At 39.8% G+C, this 17,474-nt stretch carries 14 protein-coding genes and 1 tRNA gene; 7 read left to right on the forward strand and 8 right to left on the reverse strand.

The features are described 5' to 3' along the window. Positions 1-35: 35 nt before the first annotated feature. The 3 genes from HWQ39_RS11175 (at position 36) to HWQ39_RS11185 (ending at position 4,054) form a co-directional block, all read left to right on the forward strand. Positions 36-1,682, forward strand: a complete 1,647-nt coding sequence (locus HWQ39_RS11175) for an AarF/ABC1/UbiB kinase family protein (RefSeq protein ID WP_292844190.1) — start codon at positions 36-38, stop codon at positions 1,680-1,682. 522 nt (positions 1,683-2,204) lie between these two features. Beyond that, positions 2,205-3,188, forward strand: coding sequence for an ATP-binding cassette domain-containing protein (locus HWQ39_RS11180; RefSeq protein ID WP_179066376.1), 984 nt, complete (start codon positions 2,205-2,207; stop codon positions 3,186-3,188). A gap of 77 nt (positions 3,189-3,265) precedes the next feature. Next, positions 3,266-4,054, forward strand: coding sequence for an ABC-2 family transporter protein (locus tag HWQ39_RS11185; RefSeq protein ID WP_292844193.1), 789 nt, complete (start codon positions 3,266-3,268; stop codon positions 4,052-4,054). Positions 4,055-4,115: 61 nt separating this feature from the next. Here the strand turns inward: HWQ39_RS11185 and HWQ39_RS11190 are convergent, their stop codons facing one another. Continuing rightward, on the reverse strand, positions 4,116-5,837 hold the full coding sequence (locus HWQ39_RS11190; RefSeq protein ID WP_292844195.1) for a serine/threonine-protein kinase: 1,722 nt from the start codon (positions 5,835-5,837) through the stop codon (positions 4,116-4,118). Positions 5,838-5,969: 132 nt separating this feature from the next. After that, positions 5,970-6,806, reverse strand: coding sequence for an alpha/beta hydrolase (locus tag HWQ39_RS11195; protein WP_292844419.1), 837 nt, complete (start codon positions 6,804-6,806; stop codon positions 5,970-5,972). Positions 6,807-7,040: 234 nt separating this feature from the next. Here HWQ39_RS11195 and HWQ39_RS11200 point away from each other — a divergent pair, with 234 nt between their 5' ends. The 3 genes from HWQ39_RS11200 (at position 7,041) to HWQ39_RS11210 (ending at position 12,952) form a co-directional block, all read left to right on the forward strand. Continuing rightward, positions 7,041-8,573: a SagB/ThcOx family dehydrogenase gene (locus HWQ39_RS11200; protein WP_292844197.1), complete on the forward strand. Its 1,533-nt coding sequence runs from the start codon at positions 7,041-7,043 to the stop codon at positions 8,571-8,573. Positions 8,574-9,093: 520 nt separating this feature from the next. Beyond that, complete coding sequence (locus HWQ39_RS11205; RefSeq protein WP_292844199.1) at positions 9,094-11,418, forward strand: PAS domain S-box protein; 2,325 nt, start codon at positions 9,094-9,096, stop codon at positions 11,416-11,418. Positions 11,419-11,428: 10 nt separating this feature from the next. Beyond that, positions 11,429-12,952, forward strand: coding sequence for an ATP-binding protein (locus tag HWQ39_RS11210; RefSeq protein WP_292844201.1), 1,524 nt, complete (start codon positions 11,429-11,431; stop codon positions 12,950-12,952). Between the two features lie 8 nt (positions 12,953-12,960). Here HWQ39_RS11210 and HWQ39_RS11215 read toward each other — a convergent pair whose 3' ends face one another. Then, positions 12,961-13,875, reverse strand: coding sequence for a rhodanese-related sulfurtransferase (locus HWQ39_RS11215; protein WP_292844203.1), 915 nt, complete (start codon positions 13,873-13,875; stop codon positions 12,961-12,963). A 71-nt stretch (positions 13,876-13,946) separates the two neighbouring features. Between HWQ39_RS11215 and HWQ39_RS11220 the strand changes: the two genes are divergently transcribed. Continuing rightward, positions 13,947-14,019 (forward strand) — tRNA-Ala (locus HWQ39_RS11220). A gap of 178 nt (positions 14,020-14,197) precedes the next feature. On the opposite strand, the gene HWQ39_RS11225 is transcribed toward HWQ39_RS11220, so the two are convergent. The 5 genes from HWQ39_RS11225 to HWQ39_RS11245 form a co-directional block, all read right to left on the reverse strand. Then, positions 14,198-14,626: a hypothetical protein gene (locus HWQ39_RS11225; protein ID WP_292844205.1), complete on the reverse strand. Its 429-nt coding sequence runs from the start codon at positions 14,624-14,626 to the stop codon at positions 14,198-14,200. Between the two features lie 277 nt (positions 14,627-14,903). Next, the gene (locus HWQ39_RS11230; RefSeq protein ID WP_292844207.1) at positions 14,904-15,503 is read right to left on the reverse strand and encodes a tRNA(His) guanylyltransferase Thg1 family protein; all 600 of its coding nucleotides are present in this window, start codon (positions 15,501-15,503) and stop codon (positions 14,904-14,906) included. Continuing rightward, positions 15,436-15,651: a tRNA(His) guanylyltransferase Thg1 family protein gene (locus tag HWQ39_RS11235; RefSeq protein WP_292844422.1), complete on the reverse strand. Its 216-nt coding sequence runs from the start codon at positions 15,649-15,651 to the stop codon at positions 15,436-15,438. Before HWQ39_RS11235 ends, HWQ39_RS11230 begins: the two co-directional genes overlap by 68 nt. Positions 15,652-15,667: 16 nt before the next feature. Then, complete coding sequence (locus tag HWQ39_RS11240; protein ID WP_292844209.1) at positions 15,668-16,117, reverse strand: ATP-binding protein; 450 nt, start codon at positions 16,115-16,117, stop codon at positions 15,668-15,670. Continuing rightward, the gene (locus tag HWQ39_RS11245; RefSeq protein WP_292844211.1) at positions 16,096-16,254 is read right to left on the reverse strand and encodes a hypothetical protein; all 159 of its coding nucleotides are present in this window, start codon (positions 16,252-16,254) and stop codon (positions 16,096-16,098) included. The genes HWQ39_RS11240 and HWQ39_RS11245 overlap by 22 nt, the downstream gene beginning before the upstream one ends. Positions 16,255-17,474 lie beyond the last annotated feature (1,220 nt).

Consider the following 17,474-nt stretch of genomic DNA (forward strand, 5'->3'; position numbering starts at 1 on the left):
TTATCCCCTGCTGCTTACCTTCTTAACTTACAAAAATGTTCCTCACCCAAACTGTTCCCCGTCAACGAGAAATCCTGGAAGTTTTCCTTCGCAATGGCTGGGACTATATGCGAAGGTTACTTACTGGTGGTAAAGCTGATGAACCACAGCTACCGACACCTGCGGTTTTAAAAAATATTCTGGTAGACTTGGGGCCAGTTTACGTCAAACTTGGACAGCTACTCTCTACCCGCCCAGATTTACTGAGCGCCTCCTATATTGAGGAACTATCAACTCTTCAAGATGAAGTGCCACCAGTTCCTTGGTCAGAGATCGAAATAATTCTCCGCAAAGAATTAAAACGTCCCTTAGCAGAAACTTTCAGCACAGTTAACCCGATCCCCGTAGCAGCCGGATCAATTGCCCAGACCCATCGTGCTACACTAGCAGACGGTCGAGAAGTCGCTCTGAAAGTGCAACGTCCGGGAATTGATACTACTATTGCTCAAGATATTGCTTTAATTCAAGGTATTGCCGATTTAGTGGCGCGGACTGATTTTGGGCAAACCTACGAAATCAAATCTATCGCTGAAGAATTTACCAAAGCTCTAGAAGCTGAGTTAGATTTTACACGGGAAGCGGGTTTTACAGACCAACTGCGACGCAACTTATCTAAAAGTCGTTGGTTTGATCCTACACAAATAGTAGTTGCAGAAATTAACTGGGAATTGACCACAGAAAAATTACTGGTGATGGAATGGCTGGATGGGGTGCCATTCCTGGCGGCAGATTTGAATAGCGACCCCAACGTTAAAGATCCTGCCGAAAAGCGTAAAGAAATAACTACATTGTTATTTCGGGTATTTTTCCAACAACTATATATTGATGGCTTTTTTCACGCCGATCCCCATCCAGGAAACTTATTTTATCTCAAAGATGGTCGTGTCGCCCTCTTAGACTGTGGCATGGTGGGAAGACTTGATCCCCGCACACAGCAGATATTAACAGAGATGTTGTTAGCGATCGTTGATTTAGATGCTCAAAGGTGCGCTCAATTAACTTTGCAGCTATCAGATTCGGCTCAACCAGTAATTTTGTCGCGGTTAGAAAATGATTACGATCGCATGTTGCGAAAATATCATAATGTCAGCCTCACGCAAATAAACTTCAGTCAGATAATTTATGAAGTTTTACAAGTTGCCCGCAACAATAAAATTAGGTTGCCTAGTAATATGGGTTTGTATGCCAAAACCTTAGCAAATTTAGAGGGTGTGGCGCGGACATTCAACCCAGAGCTTAATTTTTTTGATGAAGTCAAACCATTAATTACAGACTTGTTTCGTCGCCAGTTAATAGGGGATAATCCAGTGCGATCGCTCCTACGGACAGCCTTGGATCTGAAAAGTCTGTCTCTCCAATCTCCTCGTCAAATCGAACTGTTATTAGACCGTGTTACCTCAGAAACCTTACAGTGGAATCTATCACTACGGGGTTTAGATGGTGTGCGGCGCACTATGGACGATGCCGCTAACCGACTATCTTTTAGTATTTTAGTGGGTTCGCTGATTATGGGTGCGGCAATTATTTCTACCAGAGCGCAGACAACCCAGCTATCTTTTTTAAGCACCATCCTGTTTGCAGTCGCTAGTTTATTGGGTTTGTGGTTAATTATCAGTACACTGCGATCGGGACGTTTACGGTAAAACCATCTTAAATTTTGGATTTTGGATTGAAGAAAAATCTAAAATCTCAAAATAATTAAAGGTCTGTAGTAAGCTGTCCTAGCTCTTAAAATAGGTTTAGAGCCGTTTACTACAAACTCATTTAATTAATACTGTATTACGTAACATCGCTTGATTTATTCTTGATCGAAAACCAAAAGGATACAAGCTCCAAAATTTATTTATGGGGATCATTAATTTTGAATTTTGAATTCGGAGCGTACCCCTGCGGTGAAGCAAGCTACACGCAGCATCTCGTAGAGAAGCAACGTGACCATTTATTTGTACTAATTTCCCCCTAAGCTTGCACTTAATATCGGCGTAATTTGCGGTTCGTTTAATAAGCTAAAAAAATCTAATTTGCATAATCAAATTAAACATAAATCTTGTGGGGTGGGCATCTAGCCCGCCCAATATATGCAATTTAAATATATATAGAACAGCTTAATTAAATGCATCCTCATAGCTAATCAGTCTTACATCTGCGATTCTAATATAAAAAATATGTCAATCATCATTGCAGAGAATCTGAGTAAATCTTATCCAGTAGCAGTTAAAAATCCGGGAATTAAAGGTACGATTACACACTTATTTCGCCGTACCTACCGCTCAATTAAAGCAGTTCAGGATGTTTCTTTTGAAATTGCCCCTGGTGAAATAGTGGGATTTTTAGGCCCAAATGGTGCCGGTAAAACCACCACACTAAAAATGCTCACAGGGCTGATTCATCCCTCTGGCGGTACAGTCAGAGTCGCTGGACAAATTCCGTTTCAGCGTAAAGAAGCATTTTTGCAAAAAATTACCTTGGTAATGGGGCAAAAACAGCAGCTAATTTGGGACTTACCAGCACTCGATTCTTTTAAAATTAATGCCGCTGTATACAACATATCTGATAAAGAGTTCCAGCGACGGGTGGGAGAATTAACAGAGATGCTTTCCCTAGAAGGCAAGCTTACCCAACCAGTACGGAAGCTGTCTTTGGGTGAGCGGATGAAGGCAGAATTGTTGGCAGCACTTTTGCATCATCCCCACGTATTATTCCTAGATGAACCGACGCTAGGATTAGATGTAAATGCTCAGGCAGCGGTACGCGAGTTCTTGCGCGAATACAATCAGCGTTATCAGGCTACAGTGCTATTAACAAGTCACTACATGGCTGATATCACAGCTTTGTGTCAACGAGTGCTGTTGATTCATCAAGGAAGGTTGATGTATGACGGCAGCTTAGATGGACTGCTGGAACGTTTTGCTCCTTACCGAGAAGTCTACATAGAGTTAGCCCAACCTCTACCAATAGAAAAACTTATGACTTATGGTGATGTGAAACTTTTAGAAGGACGAGCAGTGCGTTTTATGGTATCGCGAGAGGCACTCACCCGCACAGTATCTCAGATTTTGGCGGATTTGGAGGTAATTGATTTAACTGTCACCGAACCGCCTGTGGAAGAAGTAATTGGACGAGTTTTTCAGGCAGGTGTTGTGGAGTAGTGACGCGATTTCTTGCGTCTTTATACCTTTATAAGAGTGGAGAATTCTGGGTAATTTTTGTAGTGGGAACTGAATAAATGAAGCAGATAATCAGAAAAGCCCTAACTTTCCTATCAGTATACTACGCCTATATGGTTGAGTATCGGGCAGAACTAATCTTATGGGTTTTAGCTGGCTCTTTACCAATTATCCTTATGGGTGTTTGGATACAGGCAGCACAAGGAGGGCAGTTTGGGCTATCACCCGTGGATTTTGCTCGTTATTTCATTACAGTTTTTATTGTCAGACAACTAACTGTTGTTTGGGTAATTTGGGAATTTGAACAAGAGGTTGTGGAAGGCAAGCTTTCGCCCAAGTTACTACAACCGCTTGATCCAATATGGCATCACGTTGCAGGGCATATTTCTGAAAGATTTGCTCGTTTAAGCTTTGCTTTTCTATTAGTGGGATTATTTTTTATTCTCTATCCCCAGGCTTTTTGGATACCAAGTTTGGATAGATTTTTGCTCTTTATATTGGCGGCAGCGCTAGCTTTTGCTTTGCGATTTTTGATTCAGTATACCTTTGCTATGTTCGCCTTTTGGACAGAACGGGCTAGCGCTTTAGAAAATTTCTGGTTGTTATTTTATCTATTTTTATCTGGTTTGATAGCACCTTTAGAGGTCTTTCCAGAAGCAGTGCGAAAAATAGTTATGTTTACGCCTTTTCCCTATTTAATTGATTTTCCTGCGAGTCTTTTGATAGGGCTACCTGTGGATATAGGACGGGGATTTTGGTCAATGGTGGGTTGGATATTAGTATTTTTGGGTGCGAATCGCTTGCTTTGGCGTATGGGTTTGAAGCGGTATTCTGGGATGGGAGCATGAACCATTTATCGAAATAGGATTCAGGAGTTGGGAGTCAGATCATGTCCGGTTAAACACTTATCTATAGATTGCTCGGTATTGTTTTAAACTTCTGTGCCGACCCTAAAGAATAATCTTCTAATCTAAAATCAGCAAAAGGCTTCTTTTCTAACCTATTTCTTAGCGCCTCGTCAAGAATCACACCTGCTGATTTCTTTTTGACGCCAATGATTACAACACTTCTCTGATATGCAGTTAAATCCTGAATTTTTTGACAATTACTTCGCTGAAATTGTCCCAAATTCAATAAGCGATATTTCTTGACATTTGGTGTATTAGTAAATATTTTTTTCACTAAAAGTTGTATTTGCTTGGAACGTTCCAAAGCTACACGTTCTTGAACTGCTGTATCACTTTTGCAAGAAGCTGTGCCTACAGAGATGATTTCATTAGGAGATTGCATTATTTTCTCTATACCTTCTTGCTCTAGATTCAATTTTAAAAGGTCAACACTAATAATTTCATCATTATATTTTATTTGAAAGTTACTATCTAAAAGCCATTTATATTCTGGTGATAAGACTGCTATATTAAACTCAGCTATTCTTCCTTGACTATCTTTACCTTCTTTATAAGAAAAATAATCTATATCACCTTTTTTTTCTGGATACTGTTTATAATTTGAGACTTCAGAAACGTCTGAATTTCGCATTGCTAAAGCTACTATACTCAGTAATCCTAACACTAATAGTAGTGCTGCAAAAAATGCTAATAGAGGCACTTTTTCTATTTGCTTATTTGAAGGTAATAAGTTGTCCTTAATCGGTACAGGTGAACTTTCAATTTCAGAAAATTCTCGTGTATTAATATTTATAGTATTAGGTTTTATTAGTTGACTTTCTATTTCTTCTAGGTAAAGCAAAATTTCTTGAGCATTAACAGGACGTTTTTCTATATCAGTTGCAGTTAGCCAATCAATTAAATTTAATAGTAAAGGTGAAATATGGATGGCATGATTTTGCCAGTGCAATAAATTGTGCTGGACATCATACATTTCTAAAGGATGGTATCCCGTCAGCAAAAATACAAAGGTGCGTCCCAAAGCAAAGAAATCTGATTGCGGTACTGCTTGACCATTCATTTGTTCTGGGGCGCTGTAGCCAGATGACATCAGTGCTGTCATCTTGTCGCTGTTGCTAAGTTGGTCTTGGTAGGTTTTAGTAATTTCACTGGCGGTGCCAAAATCAATCAGTACTAGATTTCCCCAACTTTTATCATGGGAGGATCTAATCATGATGTTAGATGGCTTAATATCTCGATGTAGGTAATGTTTGCTATGTACTACATTCAAAATTTCTATTAACTGTTTTAACCAGTCTATGGCTTGTTCTTGGGATATGAGGCTATTTTGTTGCTGTAGCCACTGTTCTAAGTTGTAGCCATCGATTTTTTCCATTGCGATGCAATGCACTACTAAACCATTTCGGGTTTGATACTGGAAGTAACTATCTTCTTTGGGAATGCCGGGATGTTTGAATTGTCCCAACACGGTTACTTCTTGCTGAAATAGTTCTACTGCTTTGGTGTCGCCTGATAAATCCTCTTTGAGTATCTTGAGAATCTTGGGGGTATCTTGTTCGTATGCTTCATAAACTTTACTAAAACCTGTTTTGTCACTCAACAGAGACTTCACCCGATAACGCCCTAGCAATTCCAGATGGGAACCACAACTTTGACAGAAGCGGTTTTGATGATTATTCGGGTGATTTGGTTTGCGGCAAATGGGATTGATACAAAGGCTCATGAGTCGGGAATGGAGAGTGGGGAGTGGAGGAGATGGGGGAAGTGAGGAAGAATAAGCGATGCCCAATGCCCAATGCCCCTATTAATTCTTCTGTTGGTGTATGATAATCCCGTCCAATAATGATGAGATTTTTTATCTGTGTTCTGCCAAGAAAGCTGCCACTGTTTGATTAAATGCCTCTGGTTGTGTCAAAAATGGCCAATGATTGCCGGGAACTTGGCAGATACGTAAGTTTTGAAGATAGGTTTTGTAGGGTTGGATTTGCCAATTTTGGCGGTTCAGTCCTTGTTTTGGCTGGACGAATAGGGCACGGGTGTCAAGGGAAATTGTAAAACCGGGCACTTGCATTACTGCCTCAAAAATCCCATCGCGGGCGGCTATGGTAAATTTGCTACCCCAACTCCCATCGGGTTTTTGTTCTATTCCTGCTTGGAAGACTTGCTGCTGTAAGGAACTCCATCCTTCATATTGCTTTAATTGCCGTGCTTGTTGTTCGGCTTCTTCATGGCTGGGGAAGGGGCCCATACTTTTGAGAAAAGGCAAGAAGCGATATAACATCGGGAAAGTTAGCCTAAGAAGGCTGGGCATTTTCCAGATGAAAATCGGATCGACTAGAATTATACTCCGTAAACGCTTTGGGTTTTGTCTTGCCCAGATGGCGGCTAATTTGCCTGTCCACGAGTGACTTACAATGTGGGCAAAATTCCATTCAAGATGATCCATGAGTGCTTCAAGGTCTGCGATCGCACTCTCAAAGCTATAATCTATCTCTGGTTTACTACTTTGGCCATGTCCGCGCATATCTGGCGCAACAATGTGGTAGTCTGCCGCCAAGTAATCTCCTAAACTAGACCATACAAGGGCATGGTCGCCTAAGCCATGTAACAGCAATAAAGGTTCTTGACCTTGATTCCACTCCAAATAAGAAAGTTGGATATCAGGCTTTGATAAAGTTTGACGTACAGGCATCATTGCACATTCGACCATAGATAGTTTTGCGCTTATATGTTATCGCGGAAGATGGGGAGCAGGGGACAAGGGGACAAGGGGACAAGGAGAATAACCATGTCCAATGCCCAATTCAATTGTTACTAAATACCACTTTATGACTCTGAGGATTGTATTAATTGACACGAAACAATGAGGCTAATGAATGCCAAGATCAAGAAAAGGATGGGATGCCCCAAGGATATTAAAAGTACTATGCCAGAATTACACCAATCAATTGCCCAGCATTATCACGAACGGACTAAATACAACCCTGAGACTCTCGCCTCTAAAGGTCAGCGTTTAGACTGGACTAAACAACCAGTGCCCTTTAAAGAGTACAAAATTGGCTCTACTTTTGATCTCAAACCCTATATCCAAGAAAAACCAGATGCTTATGCTAATAACCCGGATGCTCAATGGTGGCAAAGACTTTCGCGGTTGTTGTTTCGCAGCTATGGATTAACGGCGAAAATGCCTTCTATGGGTAGTGCGGTGTATTTACGTGCTGCTCCCAGTGCAGGCGGATTATACCCTGCTGAGGTGTATGTGGTTTCCCGTGGTACGTCGTTATTACCACCTGGTCTGTATAACTACCAGTGTCGGACTCATTCTCTCATGCATTATTGGGAAAATGATGTTTGGCAAAATCTCCAAGCAGCTTGTTTCTGGCATCCTTCTTTAGAAAATACCCAATTAGCAATTATTGTGACTGCGGTTTTCTATCGTTCTGCGTGGCGCTATGAAGATCGAGCTTACCGTCGGATTTTTCTGGATACGGGACACCTGTTGGGTAATATCGAATTGGCTGGTGCGATTACTGACTATCGCCCCCATCTAATTGGTGGCTTTGTGGATGAATCGGTTAACGATTTACTTTATATCGATCCGCAACAAGAAGGTGCGATCGCTGTCTTACCTCTGGCAGACTTGTTAGATATTAATCAAAATTTGCCATTGGGATGTACTGCTTTACCTTCCGCTACCGAAACTAGTTATCCCCAAATCCCCGATGGCGAACTACTAACATATTTTCATCGACACACTCATATCCAATCTGGTGTAACTGGCAATCTCAATCTACCAACTATTAAACAAGAAAAATCTTTGGAGGATAAATACAATTTTCCTTTCTGTTTAAAAATTCCCACCAATACTGCACCTATAGATTGGGGACAAAAGCTGTCAGAACTAGAAATCACCATGTACAAGCGACGCTCTACCCGCGCCTACAATGGTGATGATTTAAGCTTCGATGAATTGAAAAGCTTACTCGATTTCACTTACCAGCCACAAAACTACATTGACCAAAGTTTAGATATTTCTCCAGACTACTTCGATCTAAATTTAATCGAAACATTTATCGCTGTTTGCGGAGTCAAAGGATTGGAGGCAGGTTGTTATTATTATGCACCGAAAGCCCAAGAATTACGCCAAATTCGGTTTAAAAACTTTCGCCGAGAGTTGCATTTTCTCTGTTTAGGACAAGAATTAGGGCGGGATGCAGCAGCAGTATTGTTTCATACAGCCGATTTGAAATCTGCGATCGCACAATATGGCGATCGCGTTTACCGTTACTTACACATGGATGCCGGTCATTTGGGGCAACGCCTGAATTTAGCAGCAATGCACCTGAATGTAGGCGTCAGTGGTATCGGTGGATTCTTTGACGATCAAGTAAATGAAGTTTTGGGTATTCCTGCTGATGAAGCTGTTTTATATATAACTACACTGGGACGCCCTAGATAAAAGATAACCCAGGCTACCGTAAATAATACAAAGTCCACAAAGATTCTTTGCGAGAAGCTGTGCGTAGCTTCTCCGTAAGAGTATGCGCTATTTGCATTTTTTCAATCGATGAGGTTGCAAAAACTGACCATAGTTTGCTAAGAATACTGATGATGAATATAATTTTTCTTTAAAACCTACCCTTAAGCAACCCAAGTACTCATTCAAATGGAGTAAATTTTTACTGCGAAAAAATAAATATTTTTAACAATCTCATAGAGTAAAAACATTGGTTAATTTCAGTCTATGCTTTACAGCAATTCTTTGTGAAACTTTACAATATCAGGTTTGATGAGGGAAGTTACTTAAGCAACCTGTTCTATGGAACCTCACAGGTAATCGGTACTAGCTAATCTAATGTGGTATTACAAACGTTAAGAAAAATACAATTTTTATTTTACAGATTTTACAAAAACTCAATTTTTTAAATTTCCACAAATTAAATCTGGCATTTAACAAAAATTTTGTCACAAAATCACCAATGCTATTTCCTGAGAATGAAAGTCAAAAGAGTTTTAATCTCCTCTTCTCTAAAAATCCTAACCCAATGTGGGTATATGACCAGAATGATCTACAATTTTTAGATGTAAATGAAGCTGCTGTTCTCCATTACGGCTACTCACGAGAAGAGTTTTTGCAAATGCGAATAACTGACATTCGCCCTTCCGAAGATGTCTCTCTATTGCTGGAATATTTAGAACAAAATCACTCTAACTTACATTTTGTGAAACAATGGCGACATCGGCGAAAAGACGGACAGATTATTGATGTTGAAATTTTCACACAGACAATAGACTATAGCACTTGTAATGCTCGTTTAGTTAATATAAGAGACATTACAGAACACAAACAAATAGAAAAAACTCTTCAAGAAAGTGAAGCTAGGTTTCGAGTTATTTCTGAAGCTATTCCTGTTCCATTCACTATTTCGCGTGTGTCTGATGGATTAATATTATACGCTAATACACAATTGTTTCAAACATTTCGGCTTTCTCCAGAGTATTTAGTTAATCGTAAATTTTTTTTAGATTTATATCATGATTTGGCAGATTTAGAAGCACTTTTAAAGATTCTTAATCAACAGGGCTTTATTCATAATTATGAACTTAAATTAAAAAGGGCAGATGGAACTCATTTCTGGGCGATCGCTTCATTGCAATATTTAACCTTTAATAATGAATTAGCAATTTTAACAGTATTTAATGATATTAATGACCGCAAAAATATTGAAACAAAACTCCAAGAGCAAAATGAGTTTTTGCGGACAATTTTTGAGAATATACCTTTAATGATTGCCCTTTTTGATGCTAATGGTAAACTTCAGTGGGTGAACCAAGAATGGGAAAATATTCTTGGTTGGCAATTTCAAGATTTCCAAACTCGTGATGTATTGGAAGTGTTATATCCTAATCCTGAATATCGACAGTATGTAATTAATTTTATTCAGTCTGCACAACGTAATTGGGGTGACTTTAAAACTCAGGTGCGCGATGGTCGTTTATTAGATACATCTTGGACTAATGTTTACCTTTCAAATGGTCAAATTATCGGTATTGGGCAAGACATTACAGAACGTAAGCAAACTGAACTAGCTCTAAAAGCTCAAGCCGAGCGGGAGCAATTAATGCGAACTGTTGCTCAACGAATTCGTCAATCTTTGAATCTTCAAGATATTCTGAATGCAACAGTTCAAGAAGTACGAGATTTACTTGGTGTCGATCGAGTAGTAGTTTATCAGTTTGACTCAGAGATGATCGGCACAATTATGGCAGAATCGGTGGAAGATGGATGGACAGTTTCTTTGGGCGTAGAGATTCATGATACGTGTTTTCAAACAGGCACAGGAGTAGAGTATCATCAAGGACGCAAGCGAGCGATCGCTAATATTTATGAAGCTGGACTAACTGATTGCCATATTCGCCTGCTAGAACGGTTTGAGGTGAAAGCAAATTTAGTTGTGCCCATTTTACTAGAAGCAGGCTCTCAAAACCCTGGCTCTCACCTTTGGGGTTTACTGGTTGCTCATCAATGCTCTGGTTTTCGTGATTGGGAAGAAAATCAATTAGATTTGCTCGATCAGTTGACAGTCCAATTAGCGATCGCAATTCAACAATCTAGCATTTTAGAGCAAGCTCAAACTGAACTTGTTCAAAGACAAAAAGCTCAAGTCAAATTAAAAGCTGCCTTAGCTGAAAAAGAAGTTCTCTTAAAAGAAGTTCATCATCGAGTTAAAAATAATTTGCAAATTGTCTCTAGTTTATTACAACTTCAGTCACAAACACTCAAAGATCCAGAAGTCATCAAAGTTCTGCGAGAAAGTCAAAATCGAATTGAATCAATATCTCTAATTCATAAAAATTTGTATACTTCAGCTAATATTGGACAAATTGATGTTGCTGATTATATCCACAATTTGGCTGCAAGCTTACTAATTTCCTATGAAATATGGCCTAATAGAATCGCTTTAGAAACTGATATAGATCCATTGAGTTTGAATGTTGATCAAGCCATTGCCTGTGGATTGGTGATTAACGAATTAATCTCCAATGCTCTCAAGCACGCTTTTACCGATCAACAAGTAGGCACAATCAGTATTGCTTTACGTAATGCTGGCAATAATATCGAAATGACTATCCGAGACAATGGAATTGGTTTACCAGATAATTTAGATTGGAGAAATACTGATTCTTTAGGTCTATCGTTAGTACATGACTTGGTTACAGAACAACTGGAAGGCGATATCACTCTAGAACGCAATCATGGAACAGTATTCAAAATCAAATTCACGCAGTTCACTTTGCATTAGTAAATATCAAATGGGTCAAGCTAGGATTTTAGTCGTTGAAGATGAAGTGATTGTGGCTAGAACTATTGCCAGCCAACTGAGTCAACTAGGATACATTGTTACAGGTACCGCCTCATCTGGAAAAGTTGCCATTGCTAAAGCATCGGAAACTCAACCAGAACTAGTATTAATGGATATTATTCTTAAAGGTGAGATGGATGGGATTGCTACTGCTATTCAGATTCGCGAGCAGTTAGATGTACCTGTAATTTATTTAACCGCTTATGGCGATGAGCATACTTTAGAAAGAGCGAAAATTACCCAACCTTTCGGATATATCGTTAAACCATTTACTACAAAAGATTTAAGAATAGCGATCGAAATCGGTCTTTTAAAACACCAGTTAGAACGCGAACTACGGGCGAATCGAGATCAGTTAGCAACCCTTTTAAACTCAATGAGTGATGCCGTAATTGCCGCAAATGAGCAGGGAAAAGTGACATTTATGAATCCTGCCGCTGAGGCACTGACTGGCTGGCAGCAAAAAGATGCTTTAGGAAATGAGGCGGCAAAAATTTTCCCTATTGTCGATGAAGTGACAGAGACGACATTAGAAAACCCTGTGACAAAAGTGCTGCGCGAGCAACAAGTTGCTTATTTAGGGGAATTCACATCTCTAATTACAAAAAACGGCAAAAGAATTCCAATTGGTGATAGTGCTTCACCAATAAAGGGACGACCTGACCAGATAAATGGTGTAGTAGTTGTTTTCTGGGATCTTAGCGAACGACGGCAAACCAAATTGCTAGAGCAAGCATTGGAGAAGGAACAAGAACTTAACCGTCTAAAGTCATTATTTATCTCTACTGTATCTCATGAGTTTCGTAATCCTCTGACTGTTGTTCAAACGGCAGTAGAACTCATAGAAATGCAAGGAGCAAATTTGACCGATGTAAAAAGAGGCATTTATTTAAAGCGAATTCAAGGTGCTGTGCAATCTATGGAAAAGCTCATGGAAGAAGTGCTGTTTATGGGTAGAGCGGAAGCAGAAAAACTCATATATAACCCTACTCCCCTTAATTTAGAGCAATTCTGTCTAGACTTAATCGAAGATTTTTCAATTATTGAAAGCAACGTATATGAAATTATTTTTACCTGTCATAGCGACAATACGTCTGCTGTCATGGATGAAATACTCTTACATTATCTGTTTGCAAATATTGTCTCAAACGCGCTTAAATATTCTCCCAGAGGTGGCAAGATTCAGTTTGATTTAATATGCGATCCGATTGAAAAAGTAGCAATTTTCTATATTCAAGATCAAGGTATGGGCATTCCCGAAGCAGACCAACCTCGAGTATTTGAATCATTCTACCGAGGCTCAAATGTCAAAGCAATTAAGGGTACTGGATTGGGATTAGTAATCGTTAAAAGGTGCGTTGATGCCCATAGAGGTCAAATCAGTGTCACCAGCCAAGTTGAAGTCGGTACTATATTTACAGTTATTTTGCCTTTAAATTCCGAATTATCCTTGACGGAAACTTCTGAATTATGAATTATTCTTCAACTCAAATCCTGATTTTTGTTACCAATTTGGGTTTGGTAATGACACCATTTTGCCTGCTGACGCGCTCTTTTCTCTTCGGTGAGGCTATCAAAACAATAGGGACAAGAGAGACCTTGCTCATATTTGGGAGACGCTTTATCTTCCTCAGAAATCGGACGTCCACAACAGAAACACCGCTCACAACTCCCTTCCTCTAACCCATGACTCACAGCTACCCGCTCATCAAAAACAAAGCATTCCCCTTCCCACAAACTTTCTTGTGCTGGAACTTCCTCCAAATACTTCAGAATGCCACCTTTGAGATGATAAACTTCTGCAAAGCCGTGGGCAAGCATGAAAGATGAGGCTTTTTCACAGCGAATGCCCCCTGTACAAAACAGAGCAACCTTTTTGTGTTTAGTTGGGTCGAGATTATTTAGCACATAATCGGGAAATTCCCGGAATGATTCAGTTTGGGGATTTTCCGCCCCTTGGAAAGTACCGATATTCACCTCATAATCATTACGGGTGTCAATCACGGTTACTTCTGGGTCGGAAATTAAATCATTCCATTCTTGGGGATTGACATAAATGCCAACTTGCTCACTTGGATCAATTTCCGGCAACCCCAAAGTCACAATTTCTTGCTTTAACCGCACCTTCATCCGCTCAAAGGGTGGGATTTCAGTATAGGACTCTTTGGATTCTATATCTGCTAGACGACGGTCAGAACGCAGAAACCGGAGAACAGAGTCAATAGCCTGGCGCGAACCAGCAATTGTACCGTTAATCCCCTCTAGTGCCAGCAAAATTGTCCCCTTGACACCTTGCTCTTGGCAGTAAGATAGTAGAGGATCTCGTTTCTGGGCAAAATCTGGCAGTTTGACAAATTTATACAGTGTTGCGACAACTTGGAGCTTTTCTGGCTTCATCCCTTTGGTAATTACACAATATAAGTTACAATAGCAACGACAATAAAAGTTATCTACTATTTTAATTTTATGGGGGTTTAGCTCAGTTGGTAGAGCGCCTGCTTTGCAAGCAGGATGTCAGCGGTTCGAGTCCGCTAACCTCCATTTGAAATAATGTTCGATGCCTGCAGCGGACTACGCCTACGCATATACATCAATAAAAACCCCATTCCTTTATCGGCAATAGGGTTATTTTACGTGATAGGGAAAGGGTTGAGTGGAACGTAGTAAAACTCAACATCAACCCTCGATATTTCCGAACACCTTTTACAGTGACATGTACTTAGTTAGAGAAATCTCTAGATAAGGAGGTTAACTGTGATCTGACAGCACTCAGGTAATTTTGATCGTTCAAAAATTGTGGTGGTAATTTGTTAGCACTGACAGCAGCCCTAACTAAATCCTCCGCAAGAATCTTTCGGTTCTGGCGTTCAAAGATTAGAGTTCCTGCACTGGGAATGCCCTGCTGCTCCAAACCACCTTGGTAAGCAAGAGAAACAAGATTGAAGGGTTGGAGATAATGATTAGTCGTGGAATTACTATATAAAGTGTTAGAATTGATTGCAGCTTTTATTGGCTCCTTCTTTGCATCACTGGTAACACTAGCACTACCGTAGTTGTTATTTGTGGCTGGTTGAGCGTTAGCAATTCCAGATGTGAGAGCAACTGAAGCAATCAGAATTCCAGAATTGATCAAAGTTGCAAGTTTCATAGCTTTATCCTTACTTAAGTTAATTAGGTAGGTGCGATTGAATTAATTTTTTCTTCTATTAACAGTGTCTCTTTTGTTATAAACGTTAACCTCCTGCGTTTAGTTCACCCGATTGGTTGAATTGTTTCTCACCCATTCGGGTGAGATTCTGAAATTGTCAGGAATAGTGTAGTAAAAAATATTTCACTTTTGTAAAGATATGCCTAGACCTAGCGAGTAGAACTCCTTGTTTCATGGGGTGATAGCTTTTACCCCCCATTTATTCGCCAACAGTATCTTAGAAATCGCCCGGATTATTCAAAAATTTGGCAATAAATTTGCTGTACTTATCCTTCATTGGCAAGTCCAAATCTTGCCTGATGCGTCGCCGTAGCGTTGGGATAGTTTCACCGCTGATCGGGTTGAATCCCTGCTTTTTGTATTCTTCCCAATACAGTCCCACACCTCGTTTTTGCCAATTGGGCAGATGATTAAAATTAATCCCATACTCGAATAATAGTTCGTTTTTATCGGCAACAGATAACCCTTTCATCATGCTGGTTGCTTCAGTTGCACTTTTGCCATCTAGACGCAAACACCAGTAACAATGAGCATTGAGAGCATTTCTGTGGGCATCCTGACTGCGCCAACGAAAATAATTTACTACTTCTTCTATATTAGGAAGCTGCGAAATGCGACAGTCAAAGCAGCCAATAGCACCTAATAATAAAGAAAATTTGGCGCTGGCTTCACCTGCTAAAACCGAATTTAGTTTTCTTACTTTTCGGTTAAAAGTGTTTTCTTGTTGAGCAAATAGTAGAGAAATTTCATCACTTTGGGTATAACCATAGGTGATATCTAACCCACAGTTGAACAAATGTTCGACAGTTGCAAGCAAGCATCAAATCTCGAAAACGAATATCGTAGGGAGCCTCAAATTGATGCACTTCTTTTGTCAGGCGAGTAAAGCTGCGTCCATCTAATCTTGCAACTATGTAAAGTCCAGGTAGCACACAATGATCGTGTGCTGTCTCAAACACCCGCATTTTGCTATCAAGTTCATCAAATTTCACGGTTCAATTCCTCAACAACGAATGAATTACTTAAGTCATTTTTCACCGAATAAAGTGCATCAAAATCTTCGCTCCAACTAGGTAAATCCAGCTTTTTATACGTTGCTAACAGTCCAACCAAAGGTACGATTTCTTCAGGAGGTCTCTGGCTATTTCGTTTCTTGCAGTCTTCGAGTTGAGACTGAAAGTAGTAACCTACAACCCGGAAACCTTTCGCTTTTGCTGGAGTAATATAGCGTTTTCTTTCTTCCACAGTCGGGTTAGTATTGTCCACAACGAACCGCTGTTTAGCTTCTAAACAAGCTTGAAGAAAAATTTGCTCTCTATGACGGGTTTTGAGCATATCAAGGTTAATGCGGATGTGAGTATTAAAGAAGCGATCGCGATAAAAAGTAGATTTACCTGCTCCCTGGATTCCTACAAAAATAATTGCTTCCATGATCGATCGCTTACATATTGTTCTAGCCTCGCACCGCGTCCCCGCACCAACTTCACAGGATCAACATCCAATAACAACGCCGCCGGACATCGCTCTAAATTAGCTTCTAGGTAGAAGATGTTTTTCTTTTTTATCAAAACTTTTAATTTTGCCTTTGATGAAAGTTTTTGTATTAATACCTATTTGTAGTATGTGTAGTATTAGTGCGTCAAGGGACACTACTATTTTTTGATCGGTTAGAGGACGGAGGTAGACTGCCCAACTCGAAACAAACAGTAGTATGAGGTGTATACTGTACAATCGCTTGTAAATCACTTATTAAGATGTAAACTGCAAAAAATTATTCTATTGTTATGACTATAAAGCTCCATGCCGAAAAAGACCTTCTCACGGCAAGCACTAGTATAAAGACAAATCAAGAAACAGAAAACGAAAAAGTTCTATGTTCTCATTGTCAGCGCACCGCTACGAACGGTATTAAATGTAAAGGTATTTGTGTGGCTGACAATGACTATTAAGAGTTGATTTATCAAACAGAATTCAGGAGTCAGAATTCAGTTGGGTATTCTGTATAACTAGCGGATAGCGCAGTGTAAAGCCTTCTCTTCTCCTTCTCCTATCGGAGACGCTGCGCGAACGGAGACGCTAACGCGAACGAGAATCTTGTCTGCAACACGCTATTCGCGAACGCCAATGGCATGGCAACGGCTCTGAGCGAGTCTGCAATAGCGAGTATTTTCGAGTCGCATCTTGATTCTGACCGGAGGCGGAGCATCTCCGGCTCCGCTCATGAATTCTGACTTCTGAATTCTTCTTCAAAAAGTTAACGATAAATCTTTGTGCCCTTAGCTGCCACCACCGAATCTAGCCTAGCGTTTCCCAGTTGCGTCAATTCTCCTAGCCCTAGTTTTTTGTTGAGGATCGCTTGACTTTTAACACAGTCGCTACAAATCTTCTTAACCTACACAGTATTAAATACAGTTGAGATGAGATTTCCGCCGATTCTTGTTGAAACTGACAAGTTAGTACGGCACTAAAAGAGTATTTAATAACTTCCCCACATCTTCTATCTCCGTATTTAGAGAATTTTTGCCGTTAATACTAATCACTTCCTCAATATCTATTAGTTCTACTTATACCTGAATAATCCTGAGAAAAAATTGGTAAATCGTCAGGATATTACTTTTGTGGGCATGTAAATGTGACTATGCCAATTATAAAGATGACATTCACTGAAGGATGTTTATACTGTGTTACAAAAGTTACAAGCAAAAGCCATCGAAGTTGAAATATTAACTAAGTAGTTGAAATATTGAAAGCCTAGCTGTGGATTGAAATAGCTATTGGTTGAATCAAA

Source organism: Nostoc sp. NMS8, assembly GCF_017115045.1.
Lineage (GTDB): Bacteria > Cyanobacteriota > Cyanobacteriia > Cyanobacteriales > Nostocaceae > Nostoc.

What these genes read in the sequence shown, in the direction of transcription:
- HWQ39_RS11175 (WP_292844190.1), top strand. Translation starts at nt 36, where the DNA reads ATGTTCCTCACCCAAACTGTTCCCCGTCAACGAGAAATCCTGGAAGTT.
- HWQ39_RS11180 (WP_179066376.1), top strand. Translation starts at nt 2,205, where the DNA reads ATGTCAATCATCATTGCAGAGAATCTGAGTAAATCTTATCCAGTAGCA.
- HWQ39_RS11185 (WP_292844193.1), top strand. Translation starts at nt 3,266, where the DNA reads ATGAAGCAGATAATCAGAAAAGCCCTAACTTTCCTATCAGTATACTAC.
- HWQ39_RS11190 (WP_292844195.1), bottom strand. Translation starts at nt 5,837, where the DNA reads ATGAGCCTTTGTATCAATCCCATTTGCCGCAAACCAAATCACCCGAAT.
- HWQ39_RS11195 (WP_292844419.1), bottom strand. Translation starts at nt 6,806, where the DNA reads ATGCCTGTACGTCAAACTTTATCAAAGCCTGATATCCAACTTTCTTAT.
- HWQ39_RS11200 (WP_292844197.1), top strand. Translation starts at nt 7,041, where the DNA reads ATGCCAGAATTACACCAATCAATTGCCCAGCATTATCACGAACGGACT.
- HWQ39_RS11205 (WP_292844199.1), top strand. Translation starts at nt 9,094, where the DNA reads ATGCTATTTCCTGAGAATGAAAGTCAAAAGAGTTTTAATCTCCTCTTC.
- HWQ39_RS11210 (WP_292844201.1), top strand. Translation starts at nt 11,429, where the DNA reads ATGGGTCAAGCTAGGATTTTAGTCGTTGAAGATGAAGTGATTGTGGCT.
- HWQ39_RS11215 (WP_292844203.1), bottom strand. Translation starts at nt 13,875, where the DNA reads ATGAAGCCAGAAAAGCTCCAAGTTGTCGCAACACTGTATAAATTTGTC.
- HWQ39_RS11225 (WP_292844205.1), bottom strand. Translation starts at nt 14,626, where the DNA reads ATGAAACTTGCAACTTTGATCAATTCTGGAATTCTGATTGCTTCAGTT.
- HWQ39_RS11235 (WP_292844422.1), bottom strand. Translation starts at nt 15,651, where the DNA reads ATGCGGGTGTTTGAGACAGCACACGATCATTGTGTGCTACCTGGACTT.
- HWQ39_RS11240 (WP_292844209.1), bottom strand. Translation starts at nt 16,117, where the DNA reads ATGGAAGCAATTATTTTTGTAGGAATCCAGGGAGCAGGTAAATCTACT.